Raw genomic sequence first — 16,143 nt, forward strand, 5'->3', positions numbered from 1 at the left:
CATAGAAATAACATTTTCACATCTTATACAATTCTCATTTTCAGCAATATAGATAGAAAAACGATAATCAGTTAACAGATTTTTACGCCCACCTGTTCCAAATCCATTGCCACATGGAAAAGATTTCTTACCTTTGCAGAGGAGAGAGGGAGGAACATTATAGGCAACAAGGCTTTTTATAGGCAACAAGGCTTTTATAGGTAACAAGGTACCAGTTGACAAGTTTTGAATTGCCTTGTAGGGGCGTATCGCATACGCCCGAATGCGTCAACTAATCCACATGGATGTTTTCAGGGCGTATGCGATACGCCCCTACACAAAAAACAAATTATGGAGAAGGAACGAATCATCGAAATTACGTCGCTGGAGCAGCCGGGGGTGGAGCTGTTCGGCGCACTGACCGAGGCACAACTGCGCAACCGGCTGGAACCGGAGAAGGGCGTGTTCATCGCCGAAAGCCCAAAAGTAATCCGCGTGGCGCTGGACGCGGGCTACGAGCCGCTGGCGCTGCTGTGCGAGCGGAAGCACCTTGCGGGCGACGCCGCCGACATCCTTGCCCGATGCCCGGACATACCCGTCTACACCGGCGGACGCGAGCTGCTCGCCCGGCTTACGGGCTATACCCTGACACGCGGCGTGCTCTGCGCCATGCGCCGGCCGCCGGTGAAAAGCGTGGAAGAAGTATGCGGCGGGGCACGGCGCATCGTGGTGATTCACGGGGTGACCGACACGACCAACATCGGCGCCATCTTCCGCTCTGCCGCCGCATTGGGCATCGACGGGGTGCTGCTCACCCCCGACTCGTGCGACCCGCTGAACCGCCGTGCCGTGCGTGTCTCGATGGGTTCGGTGTTCCTCATTCCGTGGACGTGGGCCGACGCTCCCCTCGCCGCCCTGCACCGCCTGGGCTTCCGCACCGCCGCCCTGGCACTCTCGGATGACTCCGTCCCGCTCGACACGCCTGCCCTCAAGCAAGAGCCGCGGCTGGCACTGGTGATGGGCACCGAAGGCGACGGGCTTCCGCACGCCACCATCGCCGAAGCCGACTACACGGTGCGCATCCCGATGGCGCACGGGGTGGACTCGCTCAACGTGGCGGCAGCATCCGCCGTAGCGTTCTGGGAGCTGCGGACGATTTGAATTTACGATTTGGCGATTTACAATTTACGATTTTGCGATTTTTGAAACGCAGATTTTCGCAGCTCACACTTTAAATGATTTAGAAGCTGTGCGGGATATAAAAAAAGAAGTCCTCTTTACCCTGCAATACCGGCAAATTTTCGTACCTTTGCACCGGAAACAGACTAACGCATAAACTTCAACACATATCGAATATGGCACTGGTAAACGAACATTTCCTGAAATTGCCGAACAACTACTTCTTCTCCGACCTGGAAAAGAAAGTCAACTTGTTCAAGGTGACCCATCCCAAAGCCGACCTTATCCGGCTGGGTACAGGAGATGTCACCCTGCCCCTTCCACAGGCGTGCACCGAGGCAATGCACCGCGCTGTCGACGAACTGGCACACGCCGCCACCTTCCGCGGCTACGGGCCCGAAGAAGGATACCCGTTCCTTATCGATGCCATCATCAAACACGATTATGCGCCACGCGGCGTGCACCTGGAACGCAGCGAAATCTTTGTGAGCGACGGGAGCAAAAGCGACACAGGACACATCGGCGACATCCTTCGCCACGACAACAGCATCGGAGTGACCGACCCTATCTATCCTGCCTACATCGACTCGAACGTATCGTGCGGACGCGCAGGCGAGCTTTTGGCGGGAGGGAAATGGAGCAATGTAATTTATATGCCCTGCCTGCCAGAAAACAATTTCATCCCTCCCATCCCCGACCATCGTGTCGATATTATTTACTTATGCTACCCGAACAACCCTACCGGTACCGTGCTGGACAAATCCGAACTGAAAAAATGGGTGAACTACGCCCTCGAAAACGATACCCTCATCATCTTCGACGGTGCCTACGAAGCCTATATCCAACACGCCGGCATCCCTCACTCCATCTATGAGATAAAGGGAGCACGCAAAGTAGCTATCGAGATGCGCAGCTTTTCGAAAACAGCCGGTTTTACAGGTGTGAGATGTGGCTACACGGTTATCCCGAAAGAAGTGACCGGAGGCACACTGGCAGGGAAACGCATCCCCCTGGGCCCCCTGTGGAAACGGCACCAGGAAACGGTATTCAACGGCACCTCCTACATCACCCAGCGTGGAGCGGAAGCCATCTATACCCCCGAAGGGAAAGAACAGGTAAAAGCCCATATCCAATATTACATGAACAACGCCCGCATCATGAAGCATGCACTTACCAGCATCGGGCTGAAAAACACCGGAGGCGAAGACGCGCCCTACCTGTGGGTCAAAGCTCCCGACGGAATGTCATCGTGGAAGTTCTTCGAAAAACTACTGTACGAAGCGCAGGTGGTGACCACTCCGGGGGTAGGTTTCGGCCCAAGCGGGGAAGGCTACCTGAGACTGACCGCCTTCGGCGAAAAAGAACGCATCCAAGAGGCGATGCAACGCCTGTGCAGATGCCTGTAACCGGAATTTCATCAAACAGAACATAAACAAGAAACAACAGAGGTAATTATTATGTCAAAACTAAGATTCAGAGTAGTAGAAAAAGCTTTTCATAAAAAGCCGGTCGAAGTGGTCCCTCCATCGGAACGCCCCAGCGAATATTTCGGCAAATACGTGTTCAACCGTGAAAAGATGTTCAAGTACCTGCCCAGCAAGGTGTATGCCAAACTGACAGACGTCATCGACAACGGTGCGGCGCTCGACCGCAGCATCGCCGACGAGGTGGCGGCAGGAATGAAGAAATGGGCCATCGAGCTGGGTGTCACCCACTACACGCACTGGTTCCAGCCCCTGACCGAAGGTACGGCGGAAAAGCACGACGCCTTCGTGGAACACGATGGCAAAGGCGGCATGCTGGAAGAATTTTCGGGCAAACTACTGGTACAGCAGGAAGCCGACGGCTCATCGTTCCCCAACGGAGGCGTGCGTAACACGTTCGAAGCCCGCGGATATAGCGCCTGGGACCCCTCGTCGCCAGTTTTCGTGGTAGGCGACACCTTGTGCATCCCCACCGTCTTCATCGCCTATACGGGCGAGTCGCTCGACTACAAGGCACCGCTTCTGAAATCTATACAGGCGGTCAACAAATCGGCACTGGATGTCATGCACTACTTCGACCCTTCGGTGAGAAAAATCATCACCTACCTGGGCTGGGAGCAGGAATACTTCCTGGTAGACGAAGGACTGTATGCCGCACGCCCTGACTTGCTGCTGACCGGCCGCACCCTGATGGGCCACGAGGCTTCGAAGAACCAGCAGCTGGAAGACCACTATTTCGGTGCCATCCCGCCCCGCGTGGCCGCTTTCATGAAAGACCTCGAAATCCAGGCACTGGAACTGGGCATCCCCGTCAAGACCCGCCACAACGAGGTGGCTCCCAACCAGTTCGAGCTGGCTCCCATCTATGAGGAATGCAACCTCGCCGTAGACCATAACATGCTCATTATGTCGCTGATGCGCAAAGTGGCACGCAACCATGGTTTCCGCGTGCTGCTCCACGAAAAACCCTTCAAGGGCATTAACGGCTCTGGCAAGCACAACAACTGGTCGCTGGGTGCCGACAACGGCACATTGCTGATGGCTCCGGGCAAAACTCCCGAAGAAAACCTGCGCTTCATCACCTTCATCGTCAATACGCTGATGGCGGTATATCACCACAACGGCTTGCTGAAAGCCTCTATCATGAGCGCTACCAACGCGCATCGCCTGGGAGCACACGAAGCACCTCCGGCAATCATCTCCTCCTTCCTCGGCACACAACTGAGCAAGGTGCTCGACCACCTGGAAGAAAGTACCAACAGCGACCTGATAGCCCTGGGCGACAAACAGAGCATGCGCCTGGATATCCCGCAAATCCCCGAACTGCTCATCGACAATACCGACCGTAACCGCACCTCGCCGTTTGCCTTCACCGGCAACCGCTTCGAATTCCGTGCACCGGGCTCGGAAGCCAACTGTGCCAGCGCAATGATTGCCCTGAACACCGCCGTGGCAGAGCAGCTCATCCAATTCAAAAAAGACGTAGACAAACTGATAGAAGACGGCGAACCGAAAATCTCCGCCATCATCGAGGTGGTGCGCCGCTACATCAAGGAGTGCAAGCCCATCCGTTTTGACGGCAACGGCTACAGCGAAGAATGGAAAGCCGAAGCGGCACGCCGCGGACTGGATTGCGAAACCAGCTGCCCGCTCATCTTCGATAATTACCTGAAACCGGAAACCATCCGGATGTTCGAATCGACCGGCGTGATGAACCGTAAGGAGCTGGCGGCACGCAACGAAGTGAAATGGGAAATGTACACCAAGAAAATACAGATTGAGGCACGCGTGTTGGGCGATCTGGTGATGAACCACGTGGTACCCGTCGCCATCGAATACCAGACCAAACTGATAGACAATGCCTATAAGATGAAGTCGCTCTTCGATGCCGACGAAGCCACCCGCCTCTCATCCGAAAACATCGCCATCATCAAACAGATAGCCGAACACACCGGATACATCAAGGAGCACGTGGACGCAATGGTGGAAGCCCGCAAAGTAGCAAACAAAATCACCGGCGAACGCGAAAAGGCTATCGCCTATCACGATACCATCGCCCCCATGCTGGAGCAGATACGCTACCACATCGACAAGCTGGAACTGATTGTGGACGACCAGATGTGGACGCTCCCGAAATACCGTGAACTGCTATTCGTAAGATAATCTCTTTAAGGTGACTAGGTACTAGGTACTAGGTGACTAGGTACTAGGTACTAGGTGACGAGGTACTAGGTGACGAGGTACTAGATACCATTAGCAAAACTATTCAGAACCTTGTCACCTAGTCAACTTGTCACCTAGTCAACTTGTCACCTAGTACCTAGTCGCCTAGTCACCTTGTCAACTATAAAACAGACCAAAATGGAATGGTTATACGATTTGTTTTTTGAGCAGACTGCCCTACAGGCGGTTATCATCATTTCCCTGATTATCTCCACAGGGCTTGCCTTGGGGAAAATACATGTTTGCGGCATCTCGTTAGGGGTGACATTCGTGTTTTTCATGGGTATCCTTGCCGGTCATTCAGGACTTGCCATCAATCCCCAGATGCTGAACTATGCCGAAAGTTTCGGACTGGTATTATTTGTTTATGCACTGGGGCTGCAGGTCGGACCGGGATTCTTCAGTTCCCTACGCCAGGGTGGATGCCAACTGAACCTGCTGGGACTGGGGGTCATCTTACTGGGCACGATAATGGCAATCGTGCTGACCTTGTTCACCCCCATCTCGATGTCGGACATGGTGGGAATCCTTTGCGGAGCCACCACAAACACACCGGCACTGGGAGCTGCACAACAAACATTGAAACAACTGGGCGAACCTACCAGCGGTGCCGCACTGAGCTGTGCCGTCACCTACCCGCTGGGAGTGGTAGGAGTGATTCTTGCCATCGTAGCGGTAAGGAAACTGTTCGTACGCCCTTCCGATATGGAAGAGCATCCGCACGACGACCCTAACCACACCTATATCGGTACCTATCAGGTACACAATCCTGCCATCTTCGGCAAAAGCATCCACGAACTGGTGCATATGGGTTATTCCAAGTTTGTCATCTCCCGCCTGTGGCGCGACGGACAGGTGTGTATTCCCACTTCCGACAAGGTGCTGCAAGAGAACGACCGCCTGCTGGTAGTGACCACCGAAAAAGACGTGGAAGCCCTGACCATCCTGTTCGGCGAACAAGAACAGAAAGACTGGAACAAGGAGGATATCGACTGGAATGCCATCGATAGCCAGCTTATCTCGAAACATATCGTTATTTCCCGTCCCGAAATAAACGGGAAAAAGCTGGGTTCGCTCCGCCTGCGCAACGTGTATGGCATCAATATCAGCCGTGTGCTGCGCAGCGGTGTACAACTGCTTGCCACCCCCGAACTGGTATTACAACTGGGCGACCGCCTGACCGTGGTGGGCGAAGCCGCAGCTATCAAGAATGTGGAAAAAGTATTGGGCAACACCGTAAAAACCCTGAAAGACCCCAATCTGGCTTCTATCTTCATCGGCATCGTGCTGGGACTGATAGTCGGCTCCATCCCTATCGCCATCCCGGGCATATCGACACCTGTCAAGCTGGGACTGGCAGGAGGACCAATCGTCGCCGGCATCCTCATCGGCTCGTATGGCCCACGCCTGCACATGCTGACCTACACCACCCGCAGCGCCAGCCTGATGCTACGTGGCATCGGACTTTCCCTGTATCTTGCCTGCCTTGGACTGGATGCCGGAGCACATTTTTTCGAAACCGTGATGCGTCCGGAGGGTGCTTTATGGGTTGGTATCGGATTTATTATTACCTTTGTACCCGTAGTGATTATGGCACTGGTGGCATTACGGTGTTTCCACCTCGACTTCGGAAACACCTGCGGCATGCTCTGTGGAAGTATGGCAAACCCAATGGCACTGAACTATGCCAATGACATCATCCCGAACGATAACCCTGCCGTGAGCTATGCCACGGTCTATCCGCTGGGGATGTTCACCCGTGTCATCATCGCCCAACTGATACTGATGTTGTTTTTATGAATATATATACAATTAATAATTAATAATTAACAATTAATAGTTAACAATTACGACCGCTTTACCCGTTCTCCTTTAATTGCCAATTATTAATTGTTAATTGCTGATTATCATTTTTAACCTGAAGAAGATATGAAATCCTACAACCAAATCACAACGGAGATGATACAACAAGACCTCCGATACCTGGAACTGCTTTCGCACAACTTCCCGACCATAGCCTCTGCCAGCACCGAAATCATCAACCTGGAGGCCATTCTGAACCTTCCCAAAGGTACGGAACACTTCCTTGCCGACTTGCACGGGGAATACGAAGCGTTCCAACACGTATTGCGGAATGCTTCGGGTGCCATCAAACGAAAAGTGAACGAAATCTTCGGCAATACGTTGCGCGAAATGGAAAAAAAAGAATTGTGCACACTTATCTATTATCCCGAACAGAAACTGCAACTGGTAAAGGAAGTGGAAACCGAACTGGAAGACTGGTACGTCATCACCCTGAACCAGCTGGTAAAGGTATGCCAGAATGTATCATCGAAATACACCCGCTCGAAAGTGCGCAAGGCCTTGCCCGAAGAATTTTCCTACATCATACAAGAATTGTTGCACGAAAGCAGCATGGACCCCAACAAGCAGGCATACATCAACGTCATCATCAGTACCATCATCGACACACACCGTGCCGATGACTTCATCGTGGCATTGAGCAACCTTATCCAACGGCTGACCATCGACTCGCTTCACATCCTGGGCGATATCTTCGACCGCGGACCAGGTCCGCACATCATCATGGATACCCTGTGCGACTATCACAACTTCGACATCCAATGGGGAAACCACGACATCTTGTGGATGGGCGCCGCATCGGGAAACGATTGCAACATCGCCAATGTACTCCGGCTCGCCATGCGTTATGGCAACCTCTCGGTGCTGGAAGACGGCTATGGCATCAACCTGTTGCCTCTCGCCACATTCGCCATGGATACTTATGCCGATGACCCTTGCTCGTTCTTCGAACCAAAGATTGACGATACCCTTAATACAGACAGTGCAAAAACCATCCGCCTGATAGCACAAATGCACAAGGCTATCAGCATCATCCAGTTCAAACTGGAAGCCGAAATCATCCGCCGCCGCCCGGAATTCAGGATGGAAGACCGCATGTTGCTGCACCACATCGACTTCGAGAAACACACCATCACACTTAACGGCAAAGAATATCTGCTACGCGATAGTTTCTTCCCTACCGTAGACCCATCAGACCCCTACCGGCTGACCGACGAGGAACGTGATGTGGTAGACAAGTTGCACAAATCATTTACAAGCAGCGAAAAACTACGCAAGCACATGAAATGCCTCTTCCGCTACGGATGCATGTACAACGTATGCAACTCGAACCTGCTGTTCCACGCTTCCATGCCGCTCAATGCCGACGGTACCTTGAAAGAAATCGACATTTTAGGTGAAAGCTACAAAGGACAGGCTCTCTTAAAACGTGTGGGACAACTGATACGTACCGCCTATTTCGATGAAAGCGAAAGCGAAGAAAAGGCATTCGCCCTGGATTACATCTGGTACCTGTGGTGCGGAAAAGACTCACCCGCCTTCGACAAAGACAAAATGGCCACCTTCGAACGATACTTTATCGAAGACAAGGAAACGCACGTGGAAACAAAAGGATATTATTACCAGTTACGCGACCGCGAAGATATCTGCGACATGATCCTGGACGAGTTCGGTGTGGAAGGCGAACACCGGCATATCATCAACGGACATGTACCGGTAAAAGCCGGAAAAGGTGAAAAACCCATCAAGGCGAACGGAAAACTGATGGTAATAGACGGAGGATTCTCGAAAGCCTACCAGCCTGAAACAGGTATTGCAGGCTATACCCTGGTGTACCACTCGCGCGGATTCCAACTGGTACAGCACGAACCGTTCACCTCCACCCAGCGAGCCATCGAAGAAGGACTTGACATTAAATCGACCACTCAAATCGTAGAAATGAGTGCCAAGCGGATGATGGTGAAAGACACCGACAAAGGAAAAGAATTAAGTATTCAGATAGAAGACCTTAAAAAGCTGCTGGTGGGATACCGCACCGGTATCATCAAAGAAAAGGCAGACTGAAACAAACAAGGGGATGCCGGAATAAAAACAAACACTATTCCGACATCCCCCTTAATTATTAATTATTAATTGTTAATTGTCAAACAAGCTTGTTCGTCACCGTATCGGGAAAAATCACTGAGGGCTTGAAGTGTTTGGCTTCTTCAAAATCCATCAATGCATACGACATGATAATCACGGTATCGCCTACCTGGACTTTGCGGGCGGCTGCACCATTCAGACAAATGCACCCAGATCCGCGCTCACCTTTTATTATATAAGTCTCGAAACGCTCGCCGTTATTATTATCCACAATCTGCACCTTTTCGCCGGCTATCATATTGGCGGCATCCAGCAAATCCTCATCTACCGTAATACTGCCCATGTAATTCAGATTTGCCTCGGTAACACTTACACAGTGAATCTTCGACTTCAGTACTTGTATCATCATCACACGCTCACTCCTTATATTTAATGTTATCTATCAAACGTACATCCCCACAGAATACAGTAATACAACCTACAATGTAGCCGCTTTCGTCCCACGAACTTACAGGCTGCAAGGTATTCCCGTCTACAATTTCGAAATATTCCAGACGCAACCCTTCAGCATCTTCAATACCCTTTTCCACAAATGCTTTTGTTTCTGCCAGCGAATGCACCTTGGCATAATCTACACTGGCAAACAGGGTTTTCGATATCTGCAAAGCCTGCATACGCTGTTCTCCACTCAAACGGGCATTACGACTGCTCAATGCCAGCCCATCGGCCTCACGTACGATGGGACAACCCACAATCTGCAACGAAAAAGGATACTTACGTACCATTTCACGGATGATGGCAAGCTGCTGGAAATCTTTTTCACCAAAATAGGCACGCGTAGGCTCTACAATCAGGAAAAGCTTGCTCACAATCTGGCATACACCGTTAAAATGTCCCGGACGATATTTGCCCTCCATCACCGTATCCAGCGGAGCATAACTGAACGTACGTGTGTCCGGTTCGGGATAAATCTCTTCTACCGAAGGTGCGAATACGAACGTGACGCCACACGCTTCCAAAAGCCGGCAATCGGCATCCAGCGTACGCGGATACTTCGCCAAATCATTCTTATCATTAAACTGGGTGGGATTGACAAAATCGCTGACCACCACTACATCATTCTCGGCAACGGCGCGTTTCACCAATGAAGCGTGACCGGCATGCAAAGCTCCCATTGTGGGAACCAGACCAATGGTTTTCCCTTCGCCCCGAAGTACATCCAACTTCGCACGAAGCTCATGAATAGTTTGAATTAATTCCATTTTTCTGATAATTAAACCCAATGTTTTTCTAAAAACAGGTGCAAAGTAACCACATTTTTACCAAATAATAAAGCAGTTTTTACAAAAAAGCACCATCCACAGACAGATTAACAAACTATAAGGTAAATAACGTGCACAAATTAACAAAGTGGTCTGATTTTTTTGTACCTTTGCACAACCTTTATGAGCAATAGTAGAAACATGAGTGCAAAAAAAGTATTATTCATTACACAAGAAATTACTCCTTACGTACCCGAAAGTGAACTATCGTTAATCGGTCAGAATCTTCCCCAAGCTATTCAAGACAAAGGCTGGGAAATCCGGACATTCATGCCCAAATGGGGCAATGTCAACGAACGGCGTAACCAACTGCATGAAGTCATACGCCTGTCCGGCATGAACATTATCATCGATGATACAGACCATCCTTTAATCATCAAAGTAGCTTCTATACAAGCTGCACGCCGCCAGGTCTATTTCATCGACAATGACGACTATTTCCAACACCGGCTGATGACAACCGATGAAGAAGGAAAAGAATATGAAGACAATGGCGAACGAGCCATCTTCTATGCCCGGGGTGTATTGGAAACCGTAAAAAAATTACGCTGGTGTCCCGACATCATCCATTGTCACGGATGGATGAGTGCCGTGGTTCCGCTCTTCATCAAAAAAGCATACTACGACGAGCCTTCCTTTAGAGATTCTAAAGTGGTATTCTCGGTGTACGACAACGGATTCCAGTCAAACCTGAACCCGGACTTCACCAAACAAGTAATCTACAGAGAAATCACTCCCGATGATGTTAAGATGGTACAAAATCCTGTCGATTATGAAGAGTTATGCAAACTTGCTATCACTTATTCGGACGGCGTAGTGCAAAACAGCGAAAAGGTAAACCCTGCCATCATGGATTACGCACGCAGCTTGAATCTTCCTACCATAGATTACCAAGCCGATGAAAATACGTATGCAGACGCCTGCGATGCACTCTATAAAAAAGTGCTTGGCGACGCCGAATAAGACGAACTTATAACAATTAATCAGAAAACAATGAAACTTAAGTTCTGGGCGGCAATAGGACTACTGACAGCCGCTACACTCTACAGCTGTGATGATGAAACAACGGGAATCGGACAATTTGTCGCTGATGAAGACTTTATCCTTGCCAAATCCGATTCATATACAGTATCTACAGAATCGTATTTGCTGGACTCGGTCTATTCCCGTTCAAATACAGCCTATCTGGGCAAGTTTACCGATGAAGGATATGGCACATTTACGTCCGACTTCCTCGTACAGATAAACTGTCCCGAAAACTTCCAGCTTCCCGACCGCCTGCAAAGCATCGACGAAGCAACGCTGGGACTTTACTACACCAGCTATTTCGGTGATTCTCTGGCTACCTTACGTGTACAGGTCGACACCCTTACCACAGCCATTCAAGACAACGGACTGGACAAGAACCTCTATTATACCAACCTGGATCCCACACGTTTCTATAACCCGCAGAGTCTTCCGTTAGCTACGAAAGATTATACAGCATACGACAAAACCGTCAGTGACTCACTTTACAACACCAGCGACTATTACCCGCATGTGTCCATTGACTTGGGAAAAGCATTCTGTGACAATTTCAAAAGCAAATACGACTATAGCGTAGAAGAAAACGGCGTTACCGTACATCCTTATTTCAAAGATGCAGAATCTTTTATCAACAACGTCTTGAAAGGATTTTATGTACACGTAACAAACGGTGAAGGTTCCGTCCTTTATATTTCAGATATTTACCTGCACCTGACGGTTTCTTATCTAGGCAGGAACTCGGCCGATACCGCCGACTCTTTATATACGGGCGTTGTGCCGATGACGGCAACAAAGGAAGTCTTCATGTCTACCCGTTTCCAAAACTCAGGACTGCAAAATCTGGTGGAAGACCCTACACGCACGTATCTGAAGACACCTGCCGGGCTATGCACCAAAGTAACACTTCCTCTGGAAACAATCTACGAAGATCACAAGAGCGATACATTAAATTCTATTTCACTCTCGTTCGAGAAAATGAGAGACCAGAGCAGCAGTCCATATAAAATGGGAACCCCGACCACCCTGCTGATGATAAGGGCAAAAGACATGAAAAGCTTCTTCGAAAACAACGAAGTAAATGACAATCGTACATCGTTCCTTTCCACATATAGCAGTACAAACAATGCTTACTCTTTCTCACAACTGAACCGGTTGATAGCGAATATCTTCAGCGAAATCAGACCGGAAATAGAAAAAGGTGAAACCGAATGGGAACAGTGGAAAGCCGATAACCCGGACTGGGACAAAGTATTACTGATACCAGTAAGTACGGAAACCGATGCCAATAGCAATGTCATTGGTGTAGACAATGACTTGAGCGTCAATTCGGCCATGCTGATAGGAGGAAAAGACCTCAACGAATCGACCGATGAAGACCAGAAAATTCAAATGAACATTATCTATACACAACCCCAACAAAAGTAATTTCCCGAAAACACACAAAGACGCAAAAAACACGGAGATGCATACACAAACAAACAATAAATGACTCTCTGTGCTTTTTGCGTCTTTTGCTTTCGGCATAAAAACAACACGACTATGAAATTAGGAAAATGGATTGGCGGCATCATGGGATTCATCGCCATGGGAGGACCGCTCGGAGCTTTGGCTGGATACGTGCTGGGCTCCCTATTTGACAAGGCGACCGAGGCTCAAAACTCTTTTGACACGACAAACGGTGATACACAAACCAATACCGGACAACGGAACAGCTTCTTGTTCTCTATGCTTGTCATGGCCTCGTACATCATCCGCGCAGACGGAAGAATCATGCATAGCGAAATGGAATTCGTACGCCGCTTCCTGCGTACCAATTTCGGTGAAGAAGCTGTAAACGAAGGACAACAAATCCTACTTAACCTCTTCGAGGAGCAAAAACGGATGGACGCTACAAACCCGTATGCCTTCCGCAATACCATACACGAATGTGGCGCACAAATCGCTGCCAATCTCTCCTATGGAGAACGCCTGCAACTGCTGGACTTTCTGGTGAAGATTTCACAGAGCGACGGTAAAGTATGTGAAAAAGAAATTGAAGCCCTGAAAGAAGTGGCACAAGCCATGCAACTCTCAGAAAAGGAAGTAGAATCGATGTTAAACCTGGGAGGTGACTCGCTGGCCGATGCCTACAAGGTATTGGAAATCGACCCCTCGGCAACTGATGACGAAGTGCGTACCGCCTACCGCCGTCTTGCCTTGAAGCATCATCCCGACCGTGTAGCTACCCTTGGCGAAGACATTCGTAAAGCTGCCGAAGAAAAATTCCAGAACATCAATAATGCCAAGGAACGCATCTACAAGGCAAGAGGGATGAAATGACAATAATTAAGAAACAGTTTCTAATAAAGCCAACCAGAAGTTGGCCTATTAATTATTAACTATTACATGTGGCACGAACTCCGACAGGTTATCGGTTATCTCCATACGGTTTTCACGGATGCCGATACCTGCCGGCTCTCCACCCACAATCCACGAGCCGATTACCGGATAGCGCCCGCCATATACCGTAGGCCTTACATATCCCTGATAAACATACGCACCCTGATTATAATCACCCTCTGTCTCGCGAAGCAAAGGACGCTCCTCCCAGTTCCGTATCTCAACCACGCTTACATTATGCCCCTCGCGCGAAAAGACCGGCTTCTTACAATATACCCCCTCCTGGGGACGTGAAAGAAAACAAGGTAATACATAAGGCGAATCGGGAAACAACTCGAATATTTTTGTCAGAATGGCTTTGTTCGACATCACCAGTTTCCATATCGGCTCCAGCCATGTCAACGAAGCCAGACACCCGTCCGGACTTTCATCTGCCATCCACTCCCATGGGTATAACTTGAAGCAATGCTCAATGCGTTCCCCACTCGGGTCATAAAAACAACCGTCCTGCAAATCCATATCATTGATATCAAGCACACGGGTAGAATAGCCAGCCTCCATAGCCGTACTTGCCAAGTATTGCAGTGTCCCCGAATCTTCATGATTGTCGAGCACACCGGCAAAATGCAAGTTGCTTCCTGATGCGAAAATATCTTTCCACGACTGTACCAGACCTTCGTGAATGCCATTGTATTGGTCGCAATCCGGAAAAACATCTTCTTTCCATTGCCACTGGATCACGGAAGCCTCCAGCAACGAAGTAGGTGTATCAGCGTTGAATTCCAATATACGTGGTGTCCCCTTTTCATCCAGCATAAAGTCGAAACGTCCATATAAGCTCAGTTCATCCGCATTCCACGACTCCCGGATACGTTGACAAATCTCCGGCGGAAGCTGCAAGAAACGCTCCATCCATTCCGGTTCTTTTTCAATGATGTATCCTGCTGCCTCACAATACATACGATAAGCTTCTGCCGTAGCTTCCTCCAGCCGGCCGATTTCGTCCGATGTAAATTGGTAATAAGCCTCCTCACGCCAATAATCGCCGTGGAAATCAAATCCCAATGCTTCTATCTTTTCACGATAATCTGCCCGGGGGGTAACATATTTCCTTTCCATATAGCCTCATCTTTATGCATGAACACCCGAAGAACGGTGTGACGAACCGAACACACGACCGCTCGATTTCGACTTGCTTCCAGCAGGAGAGCTTACTTTCACTCCCGAAGGTGCATTGACCCGCGTACCATTAGCGTCTGTCCACGACCCCGTGTTCGGATAATAATAATGTGTCGTAGTCAACCCGTTCATCGCCGAAGGCATTAATGCCCAGCGCATCAGCATCGCGTTGTATATCCAACTGTTGCCTTGGCTGTCACGATATTCTTCCTTGTCTTTCGGGTCTTCGGGCAATTCAGTCTTTTGGGTACATGCAGCAAGCGTCATCAGACACATTGCCGCCATCAGGTAATGCCGTTTGTTCATATAGCTGCTCTTATTTAATGTTATACGGTACAAATATAACACAAATTCAATTCTTCAGCAACAAATCTTCATATTTCACCAATGCCTGCTTGAAAAGTTGGACAGCATCTGCCATCGTGCCATAAAACTCACCACCGGAAGCATTCAGGTGTCCCCCTCCATTGAAAAACTCGGCCGCCACCTTATTACAAGGGAAATTCCCTACCGAACGGAGCGAAATCTTAATCATATCTTTTTCAGTATCCTCACGGAGGAAAGCCGAAAAACAAATATTCTTTATCTGTAACGGAATATTGACGAATCCTTCCGTATCCCCCTTCACATAATGAAATTTGCCCTGCTCGCCCTTGGTCAGTGTTATCAGGGCAGAACGGAACTGAGGAAACACCTGCATCTTGTCATACAGCACATAACCCATCAGCCGCAAGCGGTCTTCAGAATAAGTGTTGAACACCTTGCGGTAGATTTCATCCTTATCAATGCCTTTCGAAAGCAACTCGCTGATGATAAAATAGATTTCCTGATTATTTGAATTGTATGTGAAACCGCCCGTGTCGGTCATCATCCCCGTGTAGATACACTCGGCACATTCCTTGGTAATGTCTTCAAAACAGCCCATCCGGCAAATCAGGCGGAACACCAGTTCAGAAGTTGAAGAGATTTCGGGATGTGAAATGACAATTTGGCAAAAGGTCTCCGGATTCAAATGATGGTCTATCAGAATTTTCTTCCCTTGCGCTGCCGCCACCGGACTTGCTAATGCATCAATACGCGAAAGAGCATTGAAATCCAGACAACAAACCACATCCGCTTCGGCAACCAACTTGTCGGCAAATTCAGCATATTTATCATAACGGAGTACGTCCTTGGCTCCCGGCATCCATCTCAGAAAATCCGGAAATGCATTCGGCACAATGACCCGAACCTCCTTCCCTTGTGTCTCCAGAAAATGAAGCAATCCCAGTGAAGAACCGATAGCATCCCCATCGGGCGACACATGGGAAACAATCACTATTTTTTCAGCAGCCTCGAAACACTTGGCTACCTTATCGATATTGGCTTGAAGAATGATTTTAGATAACATACCTATATTATTTGAAATTGAGGGTACAAAGATA

General features: G+C 49.2%; 13 protein-coding genes. 8 read left to right on the plus strand and 5 right to left on the minus strand.

The window, feature by feature from the left end; genetic code table 11:
• Window positions 1–330: 330 nt before the first annotated feature.
• The 5 genes from B5F25_RS02675 (at window position 331) to B5F25_RS02695 (ending at window position 8,792) form a co-directional block, all read left to right on the plus strand.
• Window positions 331–1,140 carry an RNA methyltransferase gene (locus B5F25_RS02675; RefSeq protein ID WP_087213089.1) on the plus strand — a complete coding sequence of 270 codons (810 nt, stop codon included), beginning with the start codon at window positions 331–333 and terminating at the stop codon, window positions 1,138–1,140.
• Window positions 1,141–1,334: 194 nt separating this feature from the next.
• Window positions 1,335–2,564, plus strand: coding sequence for an LL-diaminopimelate aminotransferase (locus tag B5F25_RS02680; RefSeq protein WP_022038935.1), 1,230 nt, complete (start codon window positions 1,335–1,337; stop codon window positions 2,562–2,564).
• Between the two features lie 51 nt (window positions 2,565–2,615).
• On the plus strand, window positions 2,616–4,805 hold the full coding sequence (locus B5F25_RS02685) for a glutamine synthetase III (protein ID WP_022038936.1): 2,190 nt from the start codon (window positions 2,616–2,618) through the stop codon (window positions 4,803–4,805).
• A 198-nt stretch (window positions 4,806–5,003) separates the two neighbouring features.
• Window positions 5,004–6,665: a putative transporter gene (locus B5F25_RS02690; RefSeq protein WP_022038937.1), complete on the plus strand. Its 1,662-nt coding sequence runs from the start codon at window positions 5,004–5,006 to the stop codon at window positions 6,663–6,665.
• Between the two features lie 129 nt (window positions 6,666–6,794).
• A complete protein-coding gene (locus B5F25_RS02695; RefSeq protein ID WP_087211328.1) occupies window positions 6,795–8,792 on the plus strand; it encodes a fructose-1,6-bisphosphatase in 1,998 nt (665 codons plus the stop codon).
• Between the two features lie 79 nt (window positions 8,793–8,871).
• Here the strand turns inward: B5F25_RS02695 and panD are convergent, their stop codons facing one another.
• Entirely contained in the window at window positions 8,872–9,222 is a 351-nt protein-coding gene (gene panD / locus B5F25_RS02700) for an aspartate 1-decarboxylase (protein WP_022038939.1), read from the minus strand.
• Window positions 9,223–9,229: 7 nt separating this feature from the next.
• Window positions 9,230–10,075 carry a pantoate--beta-alanine ligase gene (panC, locus tag B5F25_RS02705; RefSeq protein ID WP_022038940.1) on the minus strand — a complete coding sequence of 282 codons (846 nt, stop codon included), beginning with the start codon at window positions 10,073–10,075 and terminating at the stop codon, window positions 9,230–9,232.
• A 201-nt stretch (window positions 10,076–10,276) separates the two neighbouring features.
• On the opposite strand from panC, the gene B5F25_RS02710 reads away from it, so the two are divergent.
• The 3 genes from B5F25_RS02710 (at window position 10,277) to B5F25_RS02720 (ending at window position 13,480) form a co-directional block, all read left to right on the plus strand.
• Window positions 10,277–11,098: a glycogen/starch synthase gene (locus B5F25_RS02710; protein ID WP_087247422.1), complete on the plus strand. Its 822-nt coding sequence runs from the start codon at window positions 10,277–10,279 to the stop codon at window positions 11,096–11,098.
• A 30-nt stretch (window positions 11,099–11,128) separates the two neighbouring features.
• Window positions 11,129–12,586: a DUF4270 domain-containing protein gene (locus tag B5F25_RS02715; protein ID WP_087211325.1), complete on the plus strand. Its 1,458-nt coding sequence runs from the start codon at window positions 11,129–11,131 to the stop codon at window positions 12,584–12,586.
• Between the two features lie 114 nt (window positions 12,587–12,700).
• Window positions 12,701–13,480, plus strand: coding sequence for a DnaJ domain-containing protein (locus B5F25_RS02720; protein WP_087211322.1), 780 nt, complete (start codon window positions 12,701–12,703; stop codon window positions 13,478–13,480).
• 48 nt (window positions 13,481–13,528) lie between these two features.
• Here the strand turns inward: B5F25_RS02720 and B5F25_RS02725 are convergent, their stop codons facing one another.
• The 3 genes from B5F25_RS02725 to B5F25_RS02735 are packed head-to-tail and all read right to left on the minus strand — an operon-like array spanning window position 13,529 to window position 16,109.
• Window positions 13,529–14,659 carry a glutathionylspermidine synthase family protein gene (locus B5F25_RS02725; RefSeq protein WP_022038944.1) on the minus strand — a complete coding sequence of 377 codons (1,131 nt, stop codon included), beginning with the start codon at window positions 14,657–14,659 and terminating at the stop codon, window positions 13,529–13,531.
• Between the two features lie 12 nt (window positions 14,660–14,671).
• Window positions 14,672–15,025 carry a hypothetical protein gene (locus B5F25_RS02730; RefSeq protein ID WP_022038945.1) on the minus strand — a complete coding sequence of 118 codons (354 nt, stop codon included), beginning with the start codon at window positions 15,023–15,025 and terminating at the stop codon, window positions 14,672–14,674.
• 46 nt (window positions 15,026–15,071) lie between these two features.
• Window positions 15,072–16,109, minus strand: a complete 1,038-nt coding sequence (locus B5F25_RS02735; RefSeq protein ID WP_022038946.1) for a bifunctional oligoribonuclease/PAP phosphatase NrnA — start codon at window positions 16,107–16,109, stop codon at window positions 15,072–15,074.
• Between the last annotated feature and the right edge of the window lie 34 nt (window positions 16,110–16,143).

Source organism: Bacteroides sp. An19 (assembly GCF_002160215.1).
GTDB classification, from domain to species: Bacteria; Bacteroidota; Bacteroidia; order Bacteroidales; family Bacteroidaceae; genus Phocaeicola; species Phocaeicola intestinalis.